Source organism: Williamsia sp. Y721 (genome assembly GCF_059683565.1).
This window is the reverse complement of record NZ_JCASNH010000001.1, coordinates 1,401,864-1,424,584: the sequence shown is the minus strand read 5'-3', so window position 1 is coordinate 1,424,584 and position 22,721 is coordinate 1,401,864. Positions and strand designations below refer to the sequence as shown.

Below are 22,721 nucleotides of genomic sequence, written 5' to 3'. Positions count from 1 at the left end.
CGACCCGCCACCAGCACTTTCGAAGAGGAACGAGGCACATGACAAACGCACAGGGCTGGAAGGAAACGCTTGAGGATCTAGAGCGCCGCCGTCAGCACGCGCACGCGATGGGCGGACCGGACAAGGTTGCCAAGCATCACGCGAAGGGCAAACTCGATGCCCGGCAACGGATTGCACGATTCCTCGATCCGGGCAGCTTCCAAGAGTTCGGCACTCTCGTCGGTGGCGAGATCGCCTCCGACGGCATCGTTGTCGGCTCGGGCCTGGTCAATGGAAACCCGGTGATGATCGGTGCCGAAGACTTCACCACCATGGCGGGCACCATAGCTCCGGGCAGCAACTCCAAGCGATACCGCATCGCCGAACTTGCTGTGCGCAACAAGATCCCACTGGTCATGATGCTCGAAGGAGCCGGATTCCGCGCCACCGCCCACGCGTACGGGCGCACGCCCACCGACCTGCTGGCGCAGGCACAGTGTTCTGGCCAGGTCCCGCTGGTGACCGCGGTACTCGGTTCGTCGGCCGGGCACGGCGCCCTTGTCGCCCCCATCTCCGATTTCACCATCATGTCCGAGCAGGGCGCGATCTTCACCGCCGGACCTCCCGTGGTCAAAGAGTCGACCGGAGAAACCATCTCGAAGGAAGACCTCGGCGGACCTGCGACCGCGATTGCCAGTGGTGTCATCCACAACCTCGCAGACGACGATGAAGCCGCCCTCGACGACCTACGGCGGTATCTGAGCTACTTCCCGTCGAGCGCCTGGTCATATCCGCCGTCGCTGTCGGCAGGCGACGACGATGACAACGAACAACGCCCCACCGCAGAGCTTCTCGACATCATCGCTCGTGACAGTCGCCGCGTCTACGACATGCACGACGTCCTCGATGTCGTCTTCGACCGTCCCGACTACTTCGAGGTTCAGCCCACGTTCGGTCCGGCGATCATCTGTGCGCTCGCGCATCTGGGCGGTCATCCGGTTGCGGTCGTGGCCAACCAGCCGCAGGCGATGGCCGGTTCCATCAACTCCGCTGCCGCCGACAAGGCCGCCCATTTCATCAACGTGGCCGATTCGTTCCATCTCCCGCTGATCTTCCTTGCCGACAACCCCGGGATGCTCCCCGGCAGCGAGTCCGAGCGGAGCGGTGTCCTTCGAAGTGGTGCGCGGATGTTCGCGGCTCAAACCGGTGCCGGCACCATCAAGTTGCATGTCACCCTTCGTAAAGCCTACGGATTCGGCTCGATGGTCATGTCCCTGATCGGGTTCGACAGCCAGGCAGCCACTTTCGCATTCCCCGGGGCAACCATGGGCGCGATGAGCGCTGCCGCGTTGAGCCGGGCGTCCAACGCGAAGGAGGACATGAGCACGGTGCTTCGTGAAATGGAGCTCGAGGCGTCCTACCGATCGGCCGGACACCTGGGTTTCGACGAGCTCATCGATCCCACCGAGACGCGCAACGCACTGCTCACCTCATTAGAACGTGCACTGCGCGGCCGACAAGCATCCGCCCAGCCCGTCACCCGTACAACTATCACGCCCTGACCGCCGAACAGATCGCACGAGAGGTCCCCTATGAAGGTTCCGTTCACCTGGAAGGTCACCGGCTGGTTCGTGATCGGTTGGTCGCAGGAGTATCCGGTCGGACAGACCAGGCCGCTGAAGTACTTCGGCGAAGACCTCGTGGCCTATCGGGGCGAGTCCGGCGACATGCACGTGAGTTCGGCGCGGTGTCGGCATCTCGGTGCGCACCTCGGGCACGGCGGAAAGGTGGTGGGCGACTGCGTTGAATGCCCGTTCCACGGCTGGCAGTGGGGCCCGGACGGTGTCAACAAGTTCCGGCCCGACGAGCCCGATCGGCCCAACAAGATGTTGACACTGCGCACCTTCCCGGTTCAGGAGCAGTACGGCCTGGTCTTCGTGTGGCATCACCCCCTCGGTGAGCCACCGAGGTGGGAGCTGCCGGATCTGTTCGGGAAGTTTCCGCAGTTCCCCACTGATCGCGACGCGTACTACCGCCCGTATCCGGAATTTTCCCGCAAGTCCGAGCACGAACCGGTCCACCCGCAGATCGTTGCCGAAAACGGCCCTGACAGCGCCCACTTCAGGTACGTCCACAATGCCACCGTCACCCCGGTCGGATTGAACTGGGAAGTGGTCGACAACGAATGGAGATTTCTCACCGGCTGGCCCGATGCGCGCAGCGGCGACCCGGACAAGATGGCGCTGTTCATCCACAGTCATTTCTCCGGATTGGGCTTTGCCATCAGCGCTTTCGAGGGCGCCACCAACTATCGTCTGATCTTCGCCTGCACACCGGTCGAGGACGGCTACTCCGACCTGTTCTATTCGATCTGGTGGCCGCGCAACCCCGGCGATGAATCCGATATCCCACCCGATGACGTCCGGGAAAAGGTCGAAAAACAGTTCCTCGTCACGGTATTCGAGGACCTGAGCATCTGGCGCCACCAGGAGTATGTCGAACATCCACCGCTGTCCCGGGTTGATGCCCCGCCGTTCCGGGCGATGCGGAAGTGGGCAACACAGTTCTACGACGTCCCACCCTCCGAAGCAGTCGGTACCTCGTCGTGAAGGTCGATCTCGCCGAGCTGATCGCGCCCGGCCGCACCGCGGTCATCACCCAGGAATTGCAGGGAGCTGTGGTCGGGCCCGACGCAGGCCTGCGGCTGCTTGCCGATGAGGCCCGTCGGGTGGCACTTCCCAACATCGTCCGGCTCCTGCCTGCAGCGCGTTCGGCAGGTGTTCAGGTGGTGCACGCCCTGGTGCAGCGACGCCCGGATGGATTGGGCTCCAACCACAATGCCAAGCTGTTCGCCCTCGGACGCACCGAGGTCGGTATCACCCCGGGAACGCCGGGTGCCGAATTGCTCCCCGAGTTCGGACCGGACCAGTCAGACCTCGTCTTGCGCCGGTGGCACGGACTCGGGCCGATGGGCGGCACCGATCTGGACCCCATCCTGCGCAACCTCGGCGTGAGCACCATCGTGGCAGTGGGGGTCTCGCTGAATGTGGCGATCCCGAACCTGGTGATGGACGCGGTCAACGCCGGCTACCGCGTCGTCGTTCCGAGGGATGCGGTGGCCGGTATCCCCACCGAGTACGGCAACGCCGTCATCGACAACACCCTGTCACTGCTGTCGACCATCACTACCACCGACAAACTGATCGAGGCATGGAAGCAATAGCCCGGCCCCGCCTCACGGTCTGCGTCCCCGCCTCGACACCGCGTGGTCGGTCAGGACTTCAGCCTGCGGCGGGTCCGCCACCGAACCATGGCGATGGCGAGGTCGCCGCCCCTGCGCATCGGACCGCTGAAAGGCGGTGTCGCGATCCCGGTAGTCACCGAGAAGCGCAGATCGGTCCCGACAACCGTGCGGTGGTGACTCAGCGCGTCGAAGCCTGCTTTGCCGTGATATGCGCCCATACCGCTGTTGCCCACACCACCGAAGGGCGCAGCCGATGGCATCATGTGGATGGCGAAGTCGTTGCGGGCAACTCCCCCACTGCGCGTATGCCGCACGAACGTCCGAAAGTTGTTGTCGTCGGGGCCGAACCAGTAGGCCACCAGCGGTGACGGTCGCCGATTGACCTGGTCGATGGCGTCCGGCAGACCCCGATAGGTCCGGACAACCAACACCGGGCCGAAGATCTCGTCGTGCGCGATCCGCATGTCCTCGGTGACGTTGCGGACGATCGTCGGGGCGATCTTGCGGGTCTCCTTGTCCGGCAGAACCTCTCCGGCCGGCGCAACAGATTCCACCTGAGCACCCCGCGATCGCGCATCAGCGAGCAGACCGAGTACCCGCTCGAAGTTCGCCTGGTTCACCGACGATGAATAGTCGTCGTTGTCGATGATCGTCGGAAACATCGCCGAGAACGATGCCCGGACCGCGTCGACAAACGCCACGGCAGACTCTTCGGGTACCAGCACATAGTCCGGGCAGACACAGACCTGACCGCCATTGACCATGCGGCCCTTGGCGATCCGCTGCGCCGACCGCACGATGTCGGCATCCGGAGCGACCACCACCGGGTTCTTTCCACCGAGCTCCAGGGTCACCGGGACCAGGTTCTCGGCGGCGGTGCGCGCAACGAGTTTGCCGACCGCCGGTGAACCGGTGAAGAGAGATGGTCAAAAGGCAGGGAGACGAATTCGGCGGCAATGTCGGATCCACCGGTGACGACCACCAACTCCGTGTCGTCGAAGTGGCGCGACGCCAGCTGTGCCGTCAGCTCCGCGGTGTGTGAGGTGATCTCGGACATCTTGATCATCACCCGGTTGCCGGCGGCGAACGCGGTTGCCGCGGGGAGTATCACCAGATTCAGCGGAAAGTTCCACGGTCCGACGATGCCGACCACGCCCAGCGGCGTCGGCTGCACCTGCGCGGTGATCCCGGCCAACCGACCCGCGCGCATCACCGGGGTGGTCCGCATCCACCGTGGGATGTGGGACCGCGTGTGTTCGATGACGGAGATCATCCCGAAGATCTCCGTCATCAGTGTTGCGGTTCTCGACCGGGTACCGAAATCACGAACCATGGCCTCGACGAACTCGTCGGAGTGCTCGAGGACCATTGCCATCAGACGATCAATGCGGTTGCGCCGCAGCGCGGCATCCGGTGGACCATCCTGCAGGAACGATGCTCGTTGCTTGTCCAGAGCCTCCGCGATCTCGGTGCTCATTGCTGAGCCATCACGTGATGTTCATCGGACCGGTCTCGACCACCGACCGCAGCAAGCCGAGATCAACGCTCGATTCCTCGGCCGAGGCGATGCAGGCCGCCACGTCTTTGGCGATGTATGGACCGGCCAGGTCCGTGAAGCCCTGGAGTCCACCGATGAGCTGTAGCGACTGCGCTGCCTTGCTTGCACCGCTACACACAGCCAAGGCCTCGAGCAATTGCGTTTCCTCGACGCCCAGCTTCTCTCCGAGTTGGATCGCCGAGGCGACCAGTTGAGCGTTGGCAGCGAACAGCACATTGTTGATCAGCTTGAGCGCCAACGCACTTCCGACGTCACCGGTGTCGATGATCGGGTCGGCGTATGCAACCAGGACCGGCCGAACCCGTTCACGCACCGACTCCGGGCCTGCCAACAAGACGGTCAGCCTGCCGGCGTGGATGTCGTCGGCAGATCCGCTCACCGGTGCGTCGATCAGCTCCGGGCCGTCGGGGTACTCGGTCTTCAGTGTGGTCAGGGTGCTCAGGAGTCCGGTGGTGTGGGAGACCACAACGGAGCCCGATCTGGCGTTGGCCATGTACCCGCCCTCTCCCCTGCCGAGTTCCAGAAGCTGAGGGTCAGAGAAGACGCACAGGATCAGGATGTCGCTACCGGCGGCGACCTCGGCGACCGAATCCGCAAGCCGTGCGCCCTGATCCGCCAGTCGGGTCCGCACCTCCTCCTTGCGCGCGTAGAGCAACACATCGTGGCCTGCGGCGAGCAGACGGGTGACCATGGGCTCACCCATCTGCCCCGCCCCGATGAATCCGATCACTTCTGGCATTGCCTCATCCCTCCTCATCCCTACTCGTCACCCTTGCCCGTCACCCTTTCCAGGGCTTGGCTTTGATGTAACCGCCTGCATCGATCCGCAACTGCGTGCCGGTGATGTACTTCGACGCGTCGCTGGCGAGGAAGACCACCGCGTCCGAGACGTCCTGCGGTTCGATATACGGCACCGGCATCGCCTGCATCGCAGGGAAGCCCAGCTCCGCGTCTTCGCGGGTCGGGGCCGTCAGGTCGGGGCGGAACACCTTGTACATGCCCTCGTTGTGCAGCATGTCGGTGTTGACGTTGGTGGGGTGGACCGCATTGACGCGAATCATTCTGTTGGCCAGCTGAATCGACAGGTCGTTGACGTACCGGGCCACGATCTGCTTGGCCAGGCTGTACGCCGAACCACCCGGCCCCTGATTGGTCGCACTTCCGAGCTGCGCGGCCAGCGAACCGGTTGCGATGATGGAGGACCCGTCGGCAATATGCGGCAGGCTGGCCTGAATCACATTGAAAACACCCGACAGATCCGTATCGATCGTGTCTGACCACGACTGCATGGTCTGCCCGTCACCCATCGCGCAGATGCCGGCATTCGCGACCACGATGTCGAGCCGTCCCAGTTCTTCGACACCATCGGCCACCGCCTTCCACACCGCGGCACGTTCACGGACATCGACCACCGCGGTGACCACCCGGACGTTCTCCTTCTCGATCAGCCGAGCCGTCTCCTCCAGGTCTTCGGGTCGGGCAAGCGGATAGGTGTTGCCCTCGAGGTCGGCGCAGATGTCCAGTGCGATGATGCTGGCACCCTCGGCCGCCAGATTCACCGCGTGCGAACGCCCTTGGCCACGTGCGGCACCCGACACCACCGCCACCTTGTTGTCCAGTTTTCCCATGTGCTGATCCCTTTGCTCGTGGTGGATTCGGTCTGTGCGTCGCCGAACGCAATACGCCTCAGCGCGCTTTCGGTGCCCGGTGCGCGACGGTCTTCGTCTCGAGATACTGCGCAAACCCTTCGATGCCGCATTGCCGTCCGACACCGCTGTTCTTGAATCCACCGAACGGAGCGTCGGCGCCGTAGAACATCCCGCCGTTGACACCGATCGATCCGGTCCGGATGCGGCGGGCGACCTTCAACCCGCGCTCGGTCGAACCCGACATGACCGCACCGGCGAGCCCGAAGGCGCTGTCGTTGGCAATCCGGACCGCATCGTTGTCGTCGTCGAACGGGATCAGCACGGCCACCGGACCGAAGATCTCGTCCCGGGCGATGGCAGCGGAGTTATCCACTCCGACAACCACGGTCGGCTGCACGAAGTTGCCGCCTGCCAGGTGCTCGGGCAGGTTGTCCGGAGTTCCACCACCCGTCACGAACTCGGCGCCGTCGGCGTGCGCCCGGTCCAGGTGCGCAAGGATTCTCGACTTCTGCGCGTCGCTGATCACCGGACCGACAAAGGTGTCCGCACGGGCCGGATCACCAACGGGGAGCATGTTGAAACCCTCGGCCACGCCGGCCACGGCCTCATCGAACAGCGACCGGTGAATGAGTATCCGCGATGTTGCCGCACAGGCCTGACCCGCGTGAGCGGTGGAAGCCAATGCGCCGTAGATGATCCGGCTCGGGTCGGCATCATCGAGCACGATCAGCGCCGACTTGCCACCGAGTTCGAGGAACGTGCGTTTCATGGTGTTCGCACCCTGGCGCATGAGCAGCTTGCCCACGTCGGTCGACCCGGTGAACGAGACCATGTCGACACGCGGATCGGTCGCCAGCAGCTCCGCGACCTCGTTGAAGGGCGTGGTCACGACGTTCACCACGCCCGCCGGGATGTCGGTGCGTTCGGCGATCAGGCGGCCCAGCCGCGTGGCATTCCAGGGGGTGTTCGGATCCGGTTTGAGGACAACGGTATTGCCGGCCGCCAGTGCCGGACCCAGCTTGTTGAGGATCACTTCGATCGGGTAGTTCGACGGACAGATCGCCGCCACCACACCCACCGCTTCTTTCACCACGGTGCGTACATTGCGCTCGCCGAACAGTCCCCCGCCGTCCAGGACACGTTCCCACTCGAACCCCTCGATCAGGTCTGCCGGATAACGCAGTGACTGCGCCAGCGGCCAATCCAGTTGCGCATCTTGTGTTGTCGCCGCCGGACAGCCGACCTCGGCGATCAATTCCTCACGCAGGTCCTCCTGCTCGGCCTCGATGGCCGCCTGCAGTTGCTCCATGCAGTGTCGCCGCATCGCGCGATCGGTCGACCAGTCCGTCTCGTCGAATGCCCGCCGGGCGGCGCCGATGGCCCGCACCATATCCGCCGTACCCGCGGCGGCGGCCACTCCGAGTACCCGTCCCGTCGCCGGGCTCAGATTGTCGTATTCGGCGCCATCGGCCGCACTGACCAACGCGCCGTCGATGAGCATCCGCGTCTCTGCTCGGCGACCGACGCGTTGCCCGAGTTCCACACTGGTTTCGGCACCTTCGATACCAGGCCCTTCGATGCTGACGTTGCTCAAGTCGTCTCCTGGTCATCGAGAACTGCAGTGGTACCGACGCGGACCCGCGTGAGCCCAAACGCTGACGGGCTGACTAACTGTAGTTCTTACAGTAGGCTCGAACATTATGTGCGTCAAACAGTTGGAAAGGGAGTGCGGATGTCCTCATTGCTGAGCGGTGTCACCGTGGTCGAGCTGGCTTCATGGACATACGTTCCGAGCGCGGGCGTCATCCTGCGCGACTGGGGCGCCGATGTGATCAAGATCGAGGACACCCGCGGCGGCGACCCCTGTCGACAGCTCACCGTCGGCGGACTGCAGCCGCAGGACTCGCGGGTGAAGGTCAACTTCATGATGGAGATCGGCAATCGCGGCAAACGCAGCATCGGCATGGACATCAAAACCCCCGATGGCAAAGCAATCTTCGCGAAACTGATCGCCGGTGCCGATGTCTTCCTGACCAACTGGCTACCCGGACCACTCGGACGAGCCGGCCTCACCGTCGAGCTGCTTCGCGAACTCAATCCACGGCTGATCATCGCCCGAGGCAGTGGGCAGGGATCACTGGGCCCCGACCGCGACAAAGGCGGATTCGATGCCTCCGGCTACACGGCCAGGGCCGGGGTGGCCTACGCACTGACACCGGACGGCAGCGAATTCCCGTTCGCCCAGGGCCCGGCATTCGGTGACCTGCAGGGCGGTAGCACGCTGGCCGGCGGTATCGCCGCCGCACTGTTCCATCGCGAGCGCACCGGCGAACCCGATATCGTCGACGGTTCCCTACTGGCACAGGGCATGTGGGCCGTCGCACCGGATATCATCGCCGCCGACCACTACGGGATCGATCGCATCCCCGCGTACCCACCGGGCGAAGCCCCCAACCCGGTGGTCAATCGCTACAAGACCCGCGACGACCGGTGGCTGCAGCTGGTGTTCCTACAGGCCGACCGCTACTGGGCCGGTTTCTGCGAGCGGATCGGACGTCCGGAACTGGCGACCGACGAACGGTTCACACCGATCGCCAACCTCGTCGCCAACAAAGACGTCGCCACCGCCGAGCTGCGAAAGATCTTCGCCGACCGCGACCTGGCGGAATGGAGCAAGATCCTGGCCGACGAGCCCGGGGTCTGGGCCAGTCTCGCCACACCGCGCGAAGTTCTCGACGACCCCCAGGTGGCCGCCAACGGCTATCTCCTGACGGCAACCGATGACGACGGCGTCGCCTTCCAGACCGTCAGTGCACCAATTCAATTCAACAACACCGCTCCCGATGGTGCCCGCGCCCCCGAATACGGTGAACACACCGAGACCATACTGCTCGAACTCGGCATGGACTGGGACCAGATCATCGCCGCAAAAGAGTCCGGCGCGATCATCTGACCGCCCACTCACCCGATAGGACCGAAAAGAACTCTGGTGCCGAGGATTTCCCCCGGCGCCAGAGTCCTTTCTTCTTCAGGTCGATCTGACTGTTCAGGTGGCCTTGCGCGTGAAGAGGGCAGAGACATCGATGGGCTTGATGTCGACAACCGTGCCGTCTTCCTCCGCCATGCCGATGAGTCCGTCCTTCGTGCAGACGTTCGGTGTCACCGGAATCGGCTTGGTACCGCACTGGAACATGAGCCCGGCCGCCATCGGCACCAATTGCGGCTCCGGCATCGCCGCAAGTCTGGCTGCGATCGTCTCCCGGTTGATCTCACCTTCCATGCCGTTCAATGCTCGCTGCAACGACACCAGGCCAACCCAGGGCGACCCTGCGGTTTCCGCGCCTTGACCGTTGTACTTGGCCAGGGTTGCCGCGAAGATCTGATAGTCCTTCTGCGTCGGCGACAGGTCCCTCGACACCCCGACCGGCATGTCCGCGTAGCCGCCGGGGATCTGGGAAGCAACATCTTCGCCGCCGATGCACTGCGTGATCAGCATCGTCTCCTGATCGGTGTTCAGTGTTCGCATCGCCTTGAGCACCGCCGTACAGAACGGGACGTCACCGAGAATGTGGAACATGTCCGGATCATTCGACAACGCCGCCTGTACCTGCGGGGTCGCGTCAGCGGTTCCCGGCGGGATCGTCACCAGATCCATTTCTACGCCGGCGTTCCCGAAGGCCATCGGGCCGAGGAACTGGATCGGCTGCACCGCGTTCGGCGCGTCGATCGCAAGGATTGCGACCTTCTTGTACCCCTTCTCCTTGGCATATGCCGCCGGGGTTCCGAGAATCGGCGCGAGCGGATTGCCGAGGACAAAGGTGTTCGGGAGCGACAACACCTGTTGTCCACCACCGGACACCGACAGATAGGGCATCCCTGACGGAGAGGTGATGCTCGCGACGGTGTCGGCATTCGCGAACTCACCGGTCACGGTGATGACCGCATCCGATTGGACGAACTTGTTGGCGCATTCACGGGCGGCGGCGACCTGGATCTGATCTTCACACACCTCCGTGAGCTCGATCGGCCTGCCGTTGATGCCTCCGAGGTACTCGTTGATGTAGCCGACGGCCGCGTTGGCCGCCTTCAACTCCTCGACGTGGGTCGCCGCACCGGCCCCGGTCCATGCAAACGCGATCGGAATCGGTGCACCCGTGGCCTGATTGACCTCGCCAAGAACGGACTGGTCGACGGTCGTCGAATCCGATGAGCTGCTGTCGTCGCTCGAACACCCGGTGGCGACAAGCGCCACGACAGCCACGGCGCAGGGCACAGCGGCCCACCGCTTTCTCGACAAACTGAACATGTACTGATCTCCTGACGTTTGAAAAACTTGGTGGGGCTAGGTGTTCGGCGTTATGGCAATGCCACCTCCCAGGTACGCGGCTTCGAGTCGTTGCGGCGCGCTGCGAAGTTCTGCCGCGCTACCGCGGAGTGTGACGTTGCCGTGCACCATCACGATCGCGTGATCGGCAACCTCGAGGGCCAGGCGTACATGCTGTTCCACGAGGACAACGCAGGCACCGGTGGTTTCGGCGATCTGACGGACAACCGGAAGCAGACCCTCTACGACCACGGGGGCCAGGCCCATGCTCATCTCGTCGATGAGCAATACCTTCGGTGCCTGCACCAGTGCCCGGGCGATGGCGAGCATCTGCTGTTCGCCACCTGACAGTGAACCCGCCGCCACCTTCCACCGGGGCTGCAGGGCCGGGAACAAATCCACGATCTCCGAGATCTCGGCGCCGCCACGACGGTGTGCGATCGACAGATGTTCTTCGACGGTCAGGGAGCTGAACAACGCCCGATTGTCCGGTACCAGAACCAGACCCGCACGATTCGCCGCCACCGGCCGGCCACCGGCGAGCTCATGACCGTCCACACTCGTCGTGCCGCGCAGCGGTGGAAGCAGCCCTGCCATCGTCCGCAAGAGTGTTGATTTCCCGGCGCCGTTGGGACCGAGGATCGCGAGCACCGACCCGCCGGGAACCTCCAGGTCGAGACGGTCGACCACCTTGACCTTACCGTGGCCCGCCTCCAAACCGATTACCTGCAAGCTCATTTCACGGCCTCTCCGGCAAAGGTGCTTCCGAGGTAGGCCTCGGTGACGGCGCGATCGACACGAATCTGCGCGGGCGTGCCGGAGGCAAGTGTGTGACCGAAGTTCAACACCTCGATGCGGTCACACACGCGCAGCACCAGACTCATGTCGTGCTCGACCAGGACAATGGTCACCCCGCTGGCCCGGATGGCCATCAACCGCTCACCGAGCCAGCGACTTTCGGTCGTATCGAGGCCGGCTGCCGGCTCGTCGACGAGGAGCACTTTCGGCCTGCCCGCCAGCGCCCTGGCGATCGACACGAGTTGGCGCTGGCCCTGCGAGAGTTCACCGGCACGCACGTCACCGACCTCGGTCAGTCCCAGTAGTTCGAACACCGCGGTGACGTCCTCGTCGCCTCCGGGTCCATGGTCGGTGCCGCGGGCCGAGAGGCCGACCAGTACGTTCTCCCGGACGCTGAGATCCTCGTACAGGTCGATCGCCTGGAATGTGCGGGCCAATCCGGCCCGGATCCGTTGGTGGGTGCGTTTTCCCGCGAGGTCCTCGCCATCGAGTGTGATGGTGCCGGTCGAACGCGCCAGCCCACTGATCGCATCGATCAACGTCGACTTGCCCGCACCGTTCGGTCCGATCAGGCCGACGATCGCGCCTTGCGGCACGTCGAACCCCACGTTGTCGATCGCCACCACTCCGCCGTACCGAACGGTGACCTCACGAAGACTCAGAATCGGTTCACCGAGCTCCACCGGGCTGTGGTCGGCGGCCGGGACATCGACCGCCACAACAGATCCGACGCGGCCAGTGCCGGCCGATCGGCCCATCCGCGCGATGGCCCGGTGCGCGGGTCCGGTCAGACCTTCGGGGTTGAGCAGGACGATCAGCACCAGCCCGATGCCGACGGCAACCTGATACCAGTCCCCGGTGCTGTCCCCGATCATCTGGTCTGCGGCATAGAAGACCAGACCACCGGCTCCCAGGATGCCGCTGAGGATGCCACCGGAGATCGAGGTCACCCCCGCGAGATAGACGGTGGCAAAGAGGGTCAGACCGGCGATGGCCATGAACGGCTGATACGAGATGTTCGTCTGCTGGTATGCGTACAGGCAGCCACCGATTCCGGCGATGAATGCACCGATTGCGAACGCGAGCAACTTGGTTCGGGTCACATCGACGCCGGAGGCCGCGGCAGACCGTTCGTTGGCTCTGACGGCCAGCATCCGCGTGCCGAGCCGGCTCCGTCGCAGCAACGCGATCCCGACGGCCACCGCCACCAATACCACCAGGCACAGCAGACCGAACCCGATCCGCGGATAGTCGTTGCCGATTCCGATCCCGAGATCGATTCCGAACAGCTTCGGCGCCGGGACCTCGATACCGCTTGAGCCGACGATGTCGGTGTTACGGAACCACAATGCCTCGATTGCGTAGGCCAGCGCGAGGGTGACCACCGCCAGCGTCAACCCGCGGACGCGCAACGCCGGGAGCCCGATCAGGACCCCCAGGACCGTGGCCGCCGCTGCCGCCAGCAGCGGCGCGATCGGAAATGGGACGCCCCAGTTCTCGGTGATCGGGCCGACCAGGAACGCTGCGGTGCCGGCCAGTGCGAGCTGCGCCAGCGACACCTGCCCCGCGTAGCCGGTGACGACAACCTGCGAGAGTCCGATGACCGCGAGTATCAGGCTGGTGATCAACGCCGACCGCACGTCACCGCCGAGTGCGATCACACCGACCGCAGCGACCGCCGTCGCCACGATCGTCGTCGACCACAATCGCCTGGGGTATGGCGCACTGCCCAATTCGGCAACGATCACGCCGCCACGGGAAGGTAGAGGCCTGGCCCAGGCGACCAGAACGATGAGGATCAGGATCAGCGGGACCAATTCGACCAGACCGGTCGACGGGAGCCATTCGTAGACCCGCGGCAGGTACGTCGCCTCGGACTGCAACATCCCGATCGCAAAACCGGCAGCGGTGGCCGCGAGCACCGACGTGAAGCGGCCCATGATCGCCGCGGCCAGCGCCGGAACGATGAAGAGCGTGTACGCCGTCGGGGTGAGCGGAACGATCGGCGAGATCAGGATGCCGCCGAGGCCCGCCACACCCGAACCGATCATCCAGTTGTACGCAGCGGTCCGATCGGGTGAGACCCCGCTGACAAAAGCTCCCTCTTCACTCTCCGCGCTCGCGCGGGTGAACAAGCCGAAGCGGGTGAACCGATAGGCCGCGGCCAGGGCGACCGCGATGGCGATGATCGTGAGCGCGAAGTAGATCCGGTCCTGCGGGATCCGAACATCGCCCACCGTCCAGATGTCGACGGGGAAGATCGCATCGACTCCCACGGGGAGCGTTCCGACCTGTTTGGCCGCCACCGCGACCATGACAAGCATCAAGGCGATGGACGCCACCGCCCGCGCGATCGGTGGTGCCTTGCGCAGCGGCCGGAAGACCACGACGTACATGACCAATCCCAGCAGCGCGCAGAAGGTCACCGAAATGACCGTGGAAATCAAGAATCCCGGATCACCGCCGATATCCACGGATTTCGGCGCCCCCGGGACCAGCAGCACGAACTCCCCTTCGCGCAGGAAGGCGTACACGTACGCGCCGTACAGCGACATCGCACCGGTGGCAAAGTTGACAACCCCCGAGCTCCGATAGATGAGCACCAGAGCCACTGCGAGAGCTGCGAATACACCACCACTACTGATACCTAGGACGAGGAACTGAAGATGCTCGGTCATGGGCGGCTTTCTTGAGATCGAAGGCACCGACACCCGGCCCCGTGATCGGCGCCGACAACGTCGGGCATGCCCCTACGGTAAATGAAACGGTAGGAACAATAGTTGAATTGGGATTACTGGGACATCCGAGCCGAAAGACATATCGTCCGATCACGGGACACAAGAAAGGCGCCGACCTGCACGTGGGCAGATCGGCGCCATCGGCTCCGGTGTCGAGCGGCTCTGCGTCAGCCCACCTGAACCTTCGCCTCGATACCGAGCAGCCTGGACATGTTGCCACCCATGATCTTTCGGATGTCCTCTTCGGACATGCCGGCAAGTTTGCTGTCGATCAGACTCAACGGGTCCTGCAGTCCTTCCGGATGCGGCCAGTCCGAGCCGAAGAGAACGTGATCGGCCCCGAGGAGCGCGACCACCTCGGCGTAGCTGTCCTCCCAGAACGGGTTGACGTACACGCAACGCTTGAATGCCTCAATGGGGTTCTCCAGGAACAACTGTGGCAGCTTCTTGTACGTGTTCTCGAGGTTGCGGAACAACGTCGGCAGCCAGTCCGCCCCGTTCTCGATCAGCAGGAGCTTGAGATCCGGTACCCGCGACAGGGTCCCGTGACAGGTCAACGCGGTCATCGCATCCTCGATGGCACGACTGCCCATCGCGGCCGTCCGAAAGCCCGTGGTCGGGGCGAACGGCTTGAATTCCGACGCCGGCTCCCAGATGTTGAGCACTTCGGAATAGCCACTGTCCGAGGCATGCATCGACACCGGGATGCCGGCATCGACGCAGGCCTGCCAGAACGGGTCGAACTCCTCGAAACCGAAAGACCGCGACCCCTTGAACCCGGGAACCGGTGCCGGACGCACCAGCACCGTGCGGGCTCCCCGCTCGAGGGCCCAGTGCAACTCCTCGATGGCGCGGTCCACGATCGGGAGCGTGATGACCGGCGTCGCAAAGATCCTGTCCTCGTAGTTGAACGACCACTGCTCGAACATCCACTCGTTGAGCGCGTGGATCACATCGTGTGTCAATTCCGGATCGTCCTTCAGACGTTCCTCGACAAGGGACGCCAGCGTCGGGAACATCAACGCGTAATCGACACCCAGTTCATCCATCTTCTCCAGCCGGGCCGCCGGTTCCCGAAACGCCGGAATCGATTTCATCGCCTTGCCCATGATCTCCCTGGCACTCTTGCCTTCCGGGTTTCCGTTGCGGAAGTAGTCTTCCTGCGCCCCCGGTGCGGCGACGACGGAGAAGGTCGGATTCGGGATGAACTCGCTGATCGTGTCGCGGACGACGATCTTGGTGCGCCCATCGATGTCGACGTAGCGGATCGTGCCCTTGGCGTGGTCCGGGAGGAACTTGGTCAGGGCCTCCTGTGTCTCGTACATGTGGCTGTCGGAATCGAACACCGGAAAGTTGACTTTGCGCGACGGCATGGTTGCACGCTCCTTGTTGTCAAAATTGTTGTGCACAGGGCTGATCGGCTGTTCCTAACCCGCTTTGGTCTTCGCCGGCGAATAGTCGGGGCGTCCCAGCCCGAGAGCGTGCTGGGCGATCATGTTGCGGAACACCTCCAATGTGCCGCCGTAGATGCCACACAGCGGCGCCCAGCGATACAGGTACTCCGACGCACCGTCATCGGCGGCGCCGTCTGTCTCGATCGGCAAGGTCGACGCGGTACCGAGGATGTCCATCAGATCCGGTGCGGTCTCACGCATTGCCTGGGCGATGGCCACTCGGCCGAACATCCCCGGCGCCGACAGCGACGCCTCCATCCGGGCGGCACTGCGACCGAGCCGATACGCGACCGACGAATCATCGAGAGCCCTCTTGCCAGAGGGTGTCTCACGCGATACCGCGGCCGCGACCTTGTCGACGGTTGTCGCCATGTACAAGCCCTGATGCATCATGATCGCGATGTCGTCCAGACCGTCGGGCTTGCGCTCGGTCACGCCGTGCTCGACGCTGAGCGGCCCCATCAGCACCGCCCAGCCGCCGTTCACCTCACCGAGCCGGTAACGGTCATCGACCTCGACGTCGCTGTAATAGACGATGTTCGTCCGATCCCCGTCGACGGTACGAATGCCCTGGATCTCGACGCCTGGTGAATCCAGCGGCACCAGGAACATCGTCAGGCTCTTGTGTTTCTTCGCATCCGGGTCCGTGTTGGTGATCAGGAAGACGTACTTGCAGTTGTGGGCGCCAGTGGTGAACATCTTGGACCCGTTGATGATCCAGCGCTCACCATCGCGCACGGCTCGGGTCTTGGATGTTGCGATATCCGAACCCCCCTCGGGCTCGGTGTATCCCAGGCACATCCGGATGTGACCGCTGAAGACACCCGGGAGCACCTCGTCCTGCAGTTCTTGCGAACCGAACGACAACACCGACCGCGCCACGATCGACGTTGTCCCCCACGTCACCCACGGGGCGTGCGCCCGCCGCTTCTCCAGTTGCCAGATGCGTCGTTGGATCCGAGTGAAGCCACCCTCGGACTCCGTGTGGAACTCGGCCGAGAGATAGCCTGCCGCACCCATTGCCACATGCACTGCCTCGTCGAAGTTGTCGCCGGTTTCGCGATCTCGGCGGATCACCTCGTCGGTGACATGTGTGCCGAGAAATGCACGCGCCTCATCGAGAAACGCCTGATCGTCTGCTGCCAGTTCAACCTTTGAGAAATCCATGTCCGCTCCCCTCCTAGACCGTGACCGGCGTCGACGAATGCGCCCCAAGCGCGTCCTGCGCGCTTTCGCGAGCCCCGATGATCTCGGCAACCCGCCGCGCACTGACCGCTGGATCTCCGCCCGCCAGCGGCCACCCCCTGGCGCGGACGAGGTACGCGGTGGCCGCCGCCTCGGTGGTCACACCCAACCCACCCTGGATGTGGACGGCACCAGCCGCCGAGCGCGTGGCTTCCTCTGACATGTAGACAAAGGCCGCGCAGCCGAGCTCACGCCGCTCGTCCGGCTCGTTGTCGAGGAACCAGGCCGCCCGCCGTGACAGATTCCGACCCGACTCCACCACGATCGCCATGTTGGCCAGCGGATGCGAAATACCCTGCAGTGTCGAGATCGGAACGCCCATCGTGTACCGGCTCTTGGCGAACTCGGCAGCGATCTGCATCGTCTTCTCGACCAGACCGGCCAGCGCCGCGGCGGTCAGCACCCGCCATTCATCGCACGCCAGTTCATATTCGGCGATCGCATCCGGTCCACTGGCCACCACGGTGCGATGGCCGCCCCCGGCGGGATCCACCCAAGCCATCGGGAGGTACCCGATGTTGTTCACCCGGGTCGGCCGGGTGTCGGCGGTCAACCTGACGATGTCGTCGCCGTCTCGCAGAATGATGTGATCGGCCGCCGACGCCGCGGCCACCAGCCGGGTTCCGTCCACCTCGTCGCCGTGCGGGTCCAGCGCAACCAACTGCCGACCCGCTACAACATCGAGGACGAACGGCGAATCATCGTTCAGCGCACCGATTCTGGCCAGCAATCGCGCCGCGCACACGTGATCGATCCAGGGCACCGGTGCGATCGACCTGCCGATCTCCTCGGCCACCAGCGTGAGATCGACCAGAGTGGCACCGTCACCGCCGACCGACTCGGGCACCGCCATCGACGTGGCACCGGTGGCACACAGCCGTTCCCAGAGGTTTTTGTCGATGCCCTCGGGTTCGGCGGCACGAACCACCTCGATCCCCGAATGGGTGCTGAAGAACTTCGAGTAGGCCGCCTGTAGGTCGAGCTGGTCGGGCGACAGGGTGTAATCCAACCTGCGCAATTCGTAGCGGTCCATGATCATCGCTCCATATCCGGGGTCACTGCTCCTGGTTTCGGGCCGGGGAAGAAGAAGTCCTGAGCGTTGTTGTAGAGGTAGTTCTCGAGCACCTCGGAAGGAAGATCGAGTGCTGCCGCTTCCGGCAATACCCGCCGCATCGGCAGTACCGGCCAGTCCGAACCGAAGATGATCTTGTCCCGGCCGCGGGTCCGCATGTAATGCAAGAGGCTCTCCGGCAGGCGTTTCGGCGACCAGGCCGATGTCATCAGCCGCAGATTGCTGTACTTGACGAGAAGCCGGATCGCCACATCCCACCAGGGATCGGCCCCGTGGATCATGCACAACCGAAGCTCGGGGAAACGCACACAGACCCGATCGAGGTGGATCGGATGTTGCACCTCACCGGGTATCGGCGGGCCGGGTATCCCGGTGTTGACACAGAGCGGCAGGTCCAGGTCCACGCACTTCGTGTAGAGCGGGTAGTACACCGCGTCACTGGCCGGATACATTCCGTCGCCCCAAAAGCTCGGTCCCACCACCGCATACGTCACCGGCAGGTCCCGCACAACCGCGGTCAGCTCCCGGAGGGACGGCATCGGCTTGAGCAGGTTGATGCCGCCCATCGCGAGGGTGAACCGATCGGGCTCCGCCTCGACGAACTTGCGGGCGGTGGTCGACGGCGTGGCGAGGTTGTCCATCAGGATCGCCTTGCGCACACCCTGCTCATCCATCTCGTCGAGTAGTTCGGCCATATCCACCGGCCCGAACATCGACTTGGGACCCTTGAAGTAGTCGTCACGCACCTTCAGCATCCAGCCCGGTTGCCGTGCGGTCTCGCCGAAGTGGACGTTGACCAGGCAGTCAATTGCTTGTGTTGGCATGTGAACGAATCCGTTTCTACAGTGCTGAGGTCACGGGACTGGCTGTGTCACAGGCAGATTCCAGCTCTGCCTGCGCCCACCGGTAATCGGGCTTACCGTTACCGAGCCGTTTGACCTGTTCGACGAAGATCACCTCTTTGGGCACCTTGAACCCGGCCAACTCCAACTTGCACAACGCCCGCAAGCTCTCCGCGGTCTGCCTCGAACCGGGATCGAGCGCCACCAGCGCCACCACCTCCTGGCCCCAGCGATCACTTGCCCGACCGAGCACCAGAGCATCGGTGATACCAGGCTGCCTCCGCAGTACGGCTTCGACCTCTTCGACAAAGACCTTCTCACCGCCGGTGTTGACCACGAGCGAGTCACGACCGAGAAGTCGCACCGTGCCATCGGCGTCAAGGGTCGCCCGGTCGCCGGGGATCGACATCCGCACCCCGCCGAGTACGGGAAACGTGCTCTCGGTGGCGGCACGATCCTGGAAGTATCCAAGAGGAACGCGGCCCGCGCGGGCAGTCCAGCCGATCTCGTCGTCCCCGGGTTCGAGGATCCGGGTGCGATCGGCCGAGACAACCGTGCCGCCGGGCCGGAGTCCGAAAGTCTCTCCCAGCGCGCCCTTCTGGCTCGTGTAGAAGCCAAGACCACCGGTCTCCGACGATCCGTATCCGTCGATGACCAGCACATGCGGCAGCGCTTCCAGCAGCGCGGTCTTGTGGATCGGGTTGGTTGCCGCACCGCCGGAGGCAATGGCGTACATCGATGAGAGGTCGTATTTCTTCCGCCCCAACTCCGCGGCGATCGGCGCCGCATAGGCGTCCCCGACCATCGTCATGAGCGAGACCTTCTCCCGCTCAGCCGTTTCCAGGACCGACCCGGGATCGAAGTGGTCGCGATCGTCGAACAGCACCACGGTCTGCCCGGTCAGCAACCCCGAGAACGCCGTCCAGATACCGGCCGCATGCACCAGCGGCGACACCGCAAACCAGACCTGACCGCCGGTCAGCGCGATGTTGTGGAGGTCGGTGGCGGACTCGTAATCGTTGCCGGCCAATGACGACACATAGAGATCACTCTGCCGCCACATCACCCCCTTGGGTCGTCCGGTTGTGCCGCCGGTGCACTGCATGACGATGTCGTCGGGTGATGAGGGCAGCAGTCGGTTCGGATCCCCCTGTGCCACAGCGTCATCAAAGGTGACCGCGCCCTCGAGGTGCGGCGCATCGCTGCCATCGCCGACCTCGATCAGGTGCTCGACCCCCTCTCCGGCCAACGCCGCGGCGAACTCGGGGCCGAATGAGCGGTGGTAGATGACCGCCTTCGGGCGAACATAGGCGAGGAGTTCGGCGATCTCCCGCGCGGTGTAGTTGTAGTTGATATTGACCGGGACCACGCGAGCCTTCAGGCAGGCGATCATCGCATCCGGGTACAGGTCGTTACGCATGATCAGCGCAACCCGGTCTTGTCCACATTCCCAGCGTTCGTGCTCGGATTGTGGGGTGTGAACGCCGAGGCCTTGATCGACGAGGTAATTGGCCAGCCGGCGGGTCCGCACGGCCGACTCGGCGAATGTGCTTCTCCGGGAGCCACAGACCGTCATCACCCGATCCGGTATGGCCGACGCCACCTCGTCGAGCACATCGCCGATCGACCACTCCCTCATCGGCCCACCTTCGACTCGGGGCCGGCGCCTGCTGCAACGGATGAACGACCCAGCAGCTCCAACGCGTTGTCGCGCATGATCTTCCGGACATCCGTCTCGTTGAAATCAGCCAGATCATCGACAAACGACACCGGCGTCTCCAGTCCTTCACCGTGTGGCCAGTCCGAGCCGAACAGGATGCGCTCGACGCCGATGAGCTCCGCGAGTGCCGGCATGTCCTCTTCGTAATACGGGGCCGCCCACACGTGATTGCGCAGCGTCTCGACCGGATCATCGGGGAATGACCGCGGGAACTGATTGGCAAGCTTGGCCAGACGCTTGGCCAACCGGTGCATCCAGTCCGTCCCGTTCTCGATGCTCGCCACGCGCAGCGTGGGATGACGGTCGAACACCCCGTGAACGATCAGCGAGGCGATGGTGTCGTGTATGGCGCGGTCATCGACCACGATCTTGTCGAACGGGTCGGTGGTACCGAAGCCTTCGAAGTTCGATTTGCCGCCCCACATCGCAGCGATGTTGAGATATCCACTGTCGCTGAGGTGGAAGGCCACCGGTACCCCGGCTTCGGCCAGGCGCGCCCAGACCGGATCATGCAGGCGGTCGCCCAACGACCGCGGCTTCGGGATCCCTGGAACCGGCGCAGGCCGGACGCAGACCAGCTGCGCACCCTTGGCGACGACGGAATCGACCTCTGCGGCAGCTGCTTCCGGATCCGCGAAGGAGATGATCGGTGCCGTGATGATCCGGTCGTCAGGCCGCGCGAAGCCCCAATCCTCGTCCAGCCACAGGTTGAACGCGTGCAGAGACGCCATCGTCGCGGGTATGTCGTGCTTGAGCGCTTCTTCGACACCACACCCGAAGGTCGGGAACATCAGGATCGTCTCGATGTTCTGCTCATCCAGGATCGCAACCCGGGCACCGCGCTCGCGATACTCGGGGCGCATCTCGATGCTCTCGACCTGCATCAGGGAGGCCGGGTCGACACCGTCGGGGATCTGACCCCGGAACATCAGGTCGAGACAGCCCGGCACGATGATCGGGTCGAACGACGGATTGGGGATGAATCGGTTCACCCGGTCACCGATGATCGCCATCGTGTGCCGCCCGTTGTCGGCGAACTGCACACCCCGGCGGCGGAACTTCTTGTCCAGGTGGCGCGTGAAGGCGTCGAGCGGCTCGTAATAGTGATTGTCGACATCAATCGCCTGGTACGGAAGCTTCGGCATTGAGTGTCCTTTCGATCCGGCGAGCGGTGAATTGTGTTGTTGGAGCACCCGTTGCCGCGCAATGGAGCTGTTCACTGCAGCGGCGGGAAGTTCGGCTTTCGTTTCTCGAAGAAGGCCAAGATGCCTTCGGTGAAGTCCGGCCGGGTCAGAGACTGACCCATCAATACCCCGGCGCGGGAACCGGCTTCGCCCATATCACCGGTCGAATCCCGATACGCCTGTTCTTTGATGTGCGCCAACGAACTCGGAGCACACTGCAGGGCAATACCTTCGGCGTATTCGAGCACCCGCTCCATGAGCACCTCGGTGGCGACAACCTCTTTGATCAAGTGGAGATCCGCGGCCTCGTCGGCGTAAAAGGTGCGGCCACTGAGCAGCAGGTCCATGGCCACACCCCATCCGACCAGACGCGGGAGTATCCAGGAGATGCCGTTTTCGGCGACCAGGCCCCGCTTGGCGAAGGGTGCCGCGAACTTCGCACCCGTGGTGGCAAACCGGACATCGCACATCAGGGCCAGCACCAGACCGATGCCGACGCAGGGACCATCGATGGCCGCGACAACGGGTTTGCGCAAGCCGGTCAGAAACGACACCGGCCGATCTCCGATGATCTTGCTGATGTCGATGTCACCCGTGCGCGCCAGCGAGTCACCGATGGTCTCCGACGATCCGAGGTGTGCGCCTGCACAGAACGCACCACCACTGCCCGCGACGACCAGCACGCGAATATGCGGAGCCGCCTCGGCGCGATCGACGCACGCGTAGAAGGCATTTGCCATGTCGATGCCCCAGGCGTTCATCCGATCCGGACGGTTCAGCGTGAGAACCGCAACCCCGGTTTCGGTCTCGGAATACAGCACGGGGTGATCGACATCCGCCTCGGACACGGCGGCACCTCCTGAATTGGGTAAACAGCCCCGAGGACTCTCTGGCACCACTACTGTATACCTATC

At 64.0% G+C, this 22,721-nt stretch carries 17 protein-coding genes and 1 pseudogene; 4 read left to right on the top strand and 14 right to left on the bottom strand.

Annotated features, from left to right (window positions below):
• Positions 1–38: 38 nt before the first annotated feature.
• From AC56PL_RS06325 to AC56PL_RS06315, 3 genes are read left to right on the top strand one after another with little or no spacing between them, the layout of a single operon-like run.
• Positions 39–1,541: a carboxyl transferase domain-containing protein gene (locus AC56PL_RS06325; protein WP_495515497.1), complete on the top strand. Its 1,503-nt coding sequence runs from the start codon at positions 39–41 to the stop codon at positions 1,539–1,541.
• A gap of 30 nt (positions 1,542–1,571) precedes the next feature.
• Entirely contained in the window at positions 1,572–2,588 is a 1,017-nt protein-coding gene (locus AC56PL_RS06320; RefSeq protein WP_495515496.1) for a Rieske 2Fe-2S domain-containing protein, read from the top strand.
• The gene (locus tag AC56PL_RS06315) at positions 2,585–3,202 is read left to right on the top strand and encodes an isochorismatase family protein (protein WP_495515495.1); all 618 of its coding nucleotides are present in this window, start codon (positions 2,585–2,587) and stop codon (positions 3,200–3,202) included. The genes AC56PL_RS06320 and AC56PL_RS06315 overlap by 4 nt, the downstream gene beginning before the upstream one ends.
• A 50-nt stretch (positions 3,203–3,252) precedes the next feature.
• Here AC56PL_RS06315 and AC56PL_RS06310 read toward each other — a convergent pair.
• The 4 genes and pseudogenes from AC56PL_RS06310 to AC56PL_RS06295 all read right to left on the bottom strand — a co-directional run bounded on the left by AC56PL_RS06310 (position 3,253) and on the right by AC56PL_RS06295 (position 8,024).
• A pseudogene (locus AC56PL_RS06310) lies at positions 3,253–4,700 on the bottom strand (coniferyl aldehyde dehydrogenase).
• Between the two features lie 10 nt (positions 4,701–4,710).
• On the bottom strand, positions 4,711–5,520 hold the full coding sequence (locus tag AC56PL_RS06305; protein ID WP_497153277.1) for an NAD(P)-dependent oxidoreductase: 810 nt from the start codon (positions 5,518–5,520) through the stop codon (positions 4,711–4,713).
• A gap of 40 nt (positions 5,521–5,560) precedes the next feature.
• Positions 5,561–6,409, bottom strand: coding sequence for a mycofactocin-coupled SDR family oxidoreductase (locus AC56PL_RS06300; protein WP_495515492.1), 849 nt, complete (start codon positions 6,407–6,409; stop codon positions 5,561–5,563).
• 58 nt (positions 6,410–6,467) lie between these two features.
• Positions 6,468–8,024 carry an aldehyde dehydrogenase family protein gene (locus tag AC56PL_RS06295; protein WP_497153276.1) on the bottom strand — a complete coding sequence of 519 codons (1,557 nt, stop codon included), beginning with the start codon at positions 8,022–8,024 and terminating at the stop codon, positions 6,468–6,470.
• 138 nt (positions 8,025–8,162) lie between these two features.
• On the opposite strand from AC56PL_RS06295, the gene AC56PL_RS06290 reads away from it, so the two are divergent.
• Entirely contained in the window at positions 8,163–9,383 is a 1,221-nt protein-coding gene (locus tag AC56PL_RS06290) for a CaiB/BaiF CoA transferase family protein (protein ID WP_497153275.1), read from the top strand.
• Between the two features lie 93 nt (positions 9,384–9,476).
• Here AC56PL_RS06290 and AC56PL_RS06285 read toward each other — a convergent pair whose 3' ends face one another.
• From AC56PL_RS06285 to AC56PL_RS06240, 10 genes are all read right to left on the bottom strand, one after another.
• Complete coding sequence (locus AC56PL_RS06285) at positions 9,477–10,736, bottom strand: ABC transporter substrate-binding protein (protein ID WP_497153274.1); 1,260 nt, start codon at positions 10,734–10,736, stop codon at positions 9,477–9,479.
• A gap of 36 nt (positions 10,737–10,772) precedes the next feature.
• Entirely contained in the window at positions 10,773–11,492 is a 720-nt protein-coding gene (locus tag AC56PL_RS06280; protein WP_497153273.1) for an ABC transporter ATP-binding protein, read from the bottom strand.
• Positions 11,489–14,230 carry an ABC transporter permease subunit gene (locus AC56PL_RS06275; RefSeq protein ID WP_497153272.1) on the bottom strand — a complete coding sequence of 914 codons (2,742 nt, stop codon included), beginning with the start codon at positions 14,228–14,230 and terminating at the stop codon, positions 11,489–11,491. Before AC56PL_RS06275 ends, AC56PL_RS06280 begins: the two co-directional genes overlap by 4 nt.
• Before the next feature lie 227 nt (positions 14,231–14,457).
• Positions 14,458–15,663: an amidohydrolase family protein gene (locus tag AC56PL_RS06270; protein WP_495515486.1), complete on the bottom strand. Its 1,206-nt coding sequence runs from the start codon at positions 15,661–15,663 to the stop codon at positions 14,458–14,460.
• Positions 15,664–15,717: 54 nt separating this feature from the next.
• On the bottom strand, positions 15,718–16,911 hold the full coding sequence (locus AC56PL_RS06265; protein WP_495515485.1) for an acyl-CoA dehydrogenase family protein: 1,194 nt from the start codon (positions 16,909–16,911) through the stop codon (positions 15,718–15,720).
• Between the two features lie 13 nt (positions 16,912–16,924).
• Positions 16,925–18,022, bottom strand: a complete 1,098-nt coding sequence (locus tag AC56PL_RS06260) for an acyl-CoA dehydrogenase family protein (protein WP_495515484.1) — start codon at positions 18,020–18,022, stop codon at positions 16,925–16,927.
• A gap of 2 nt (positions 18,023–18,024) precedes the next feature.
• Positions 18,025–18,885, bottom strand: a complete 861-nt coding sequence (locus AC56PL_RS06255; RefSeq protein ID WP_495515483.1) for an amidohydrolase family protein — start codon at positions 18,883–18,885, stop codon at positions 18,025–18,027.
• Positions 18,886–18,901: 16 nt separating this feature from the next.
• Positions 18,902–20,542, bottom strand: a complete 1,641-nt coding sequence (locus AC56PL_RS06250; RefSeq protein ID WP_495515482.1) for an AMP-binding protein — start codon at positions 20,540–20,542, stop codon at positions 18,902–18,904.
• Complete coding sequence (locus AC56PL_RS06245; RefSeq protein ID WP_495515481.1) at positions 20,539–21,768, bottom strand: amidohydrolase family protein; 1,230 nt, start codon at positions 21,766–21,768, stop codon at positions 20,539–20,541. Before AC56PL_RS06245 ends, AC56PL_RS06250 begins: the two co-directional genes overlap by 4 nt.
• A 71-nt stretch (positions 21,769–21,839) precedes the next feature.
• Complete coding sequence (locus AC56PL_RS06240) at positions 21,840–22,655, bottom strand: enoyl-CoA hydratase (protein ID WP_497153271.1); 816 nt, start codon at positions 22,653–22,655, stop codon at positions 21,840–21,842.
• Between the last annotated feature and the right edge of the window lie 66 nt (positions 22,656–22,721).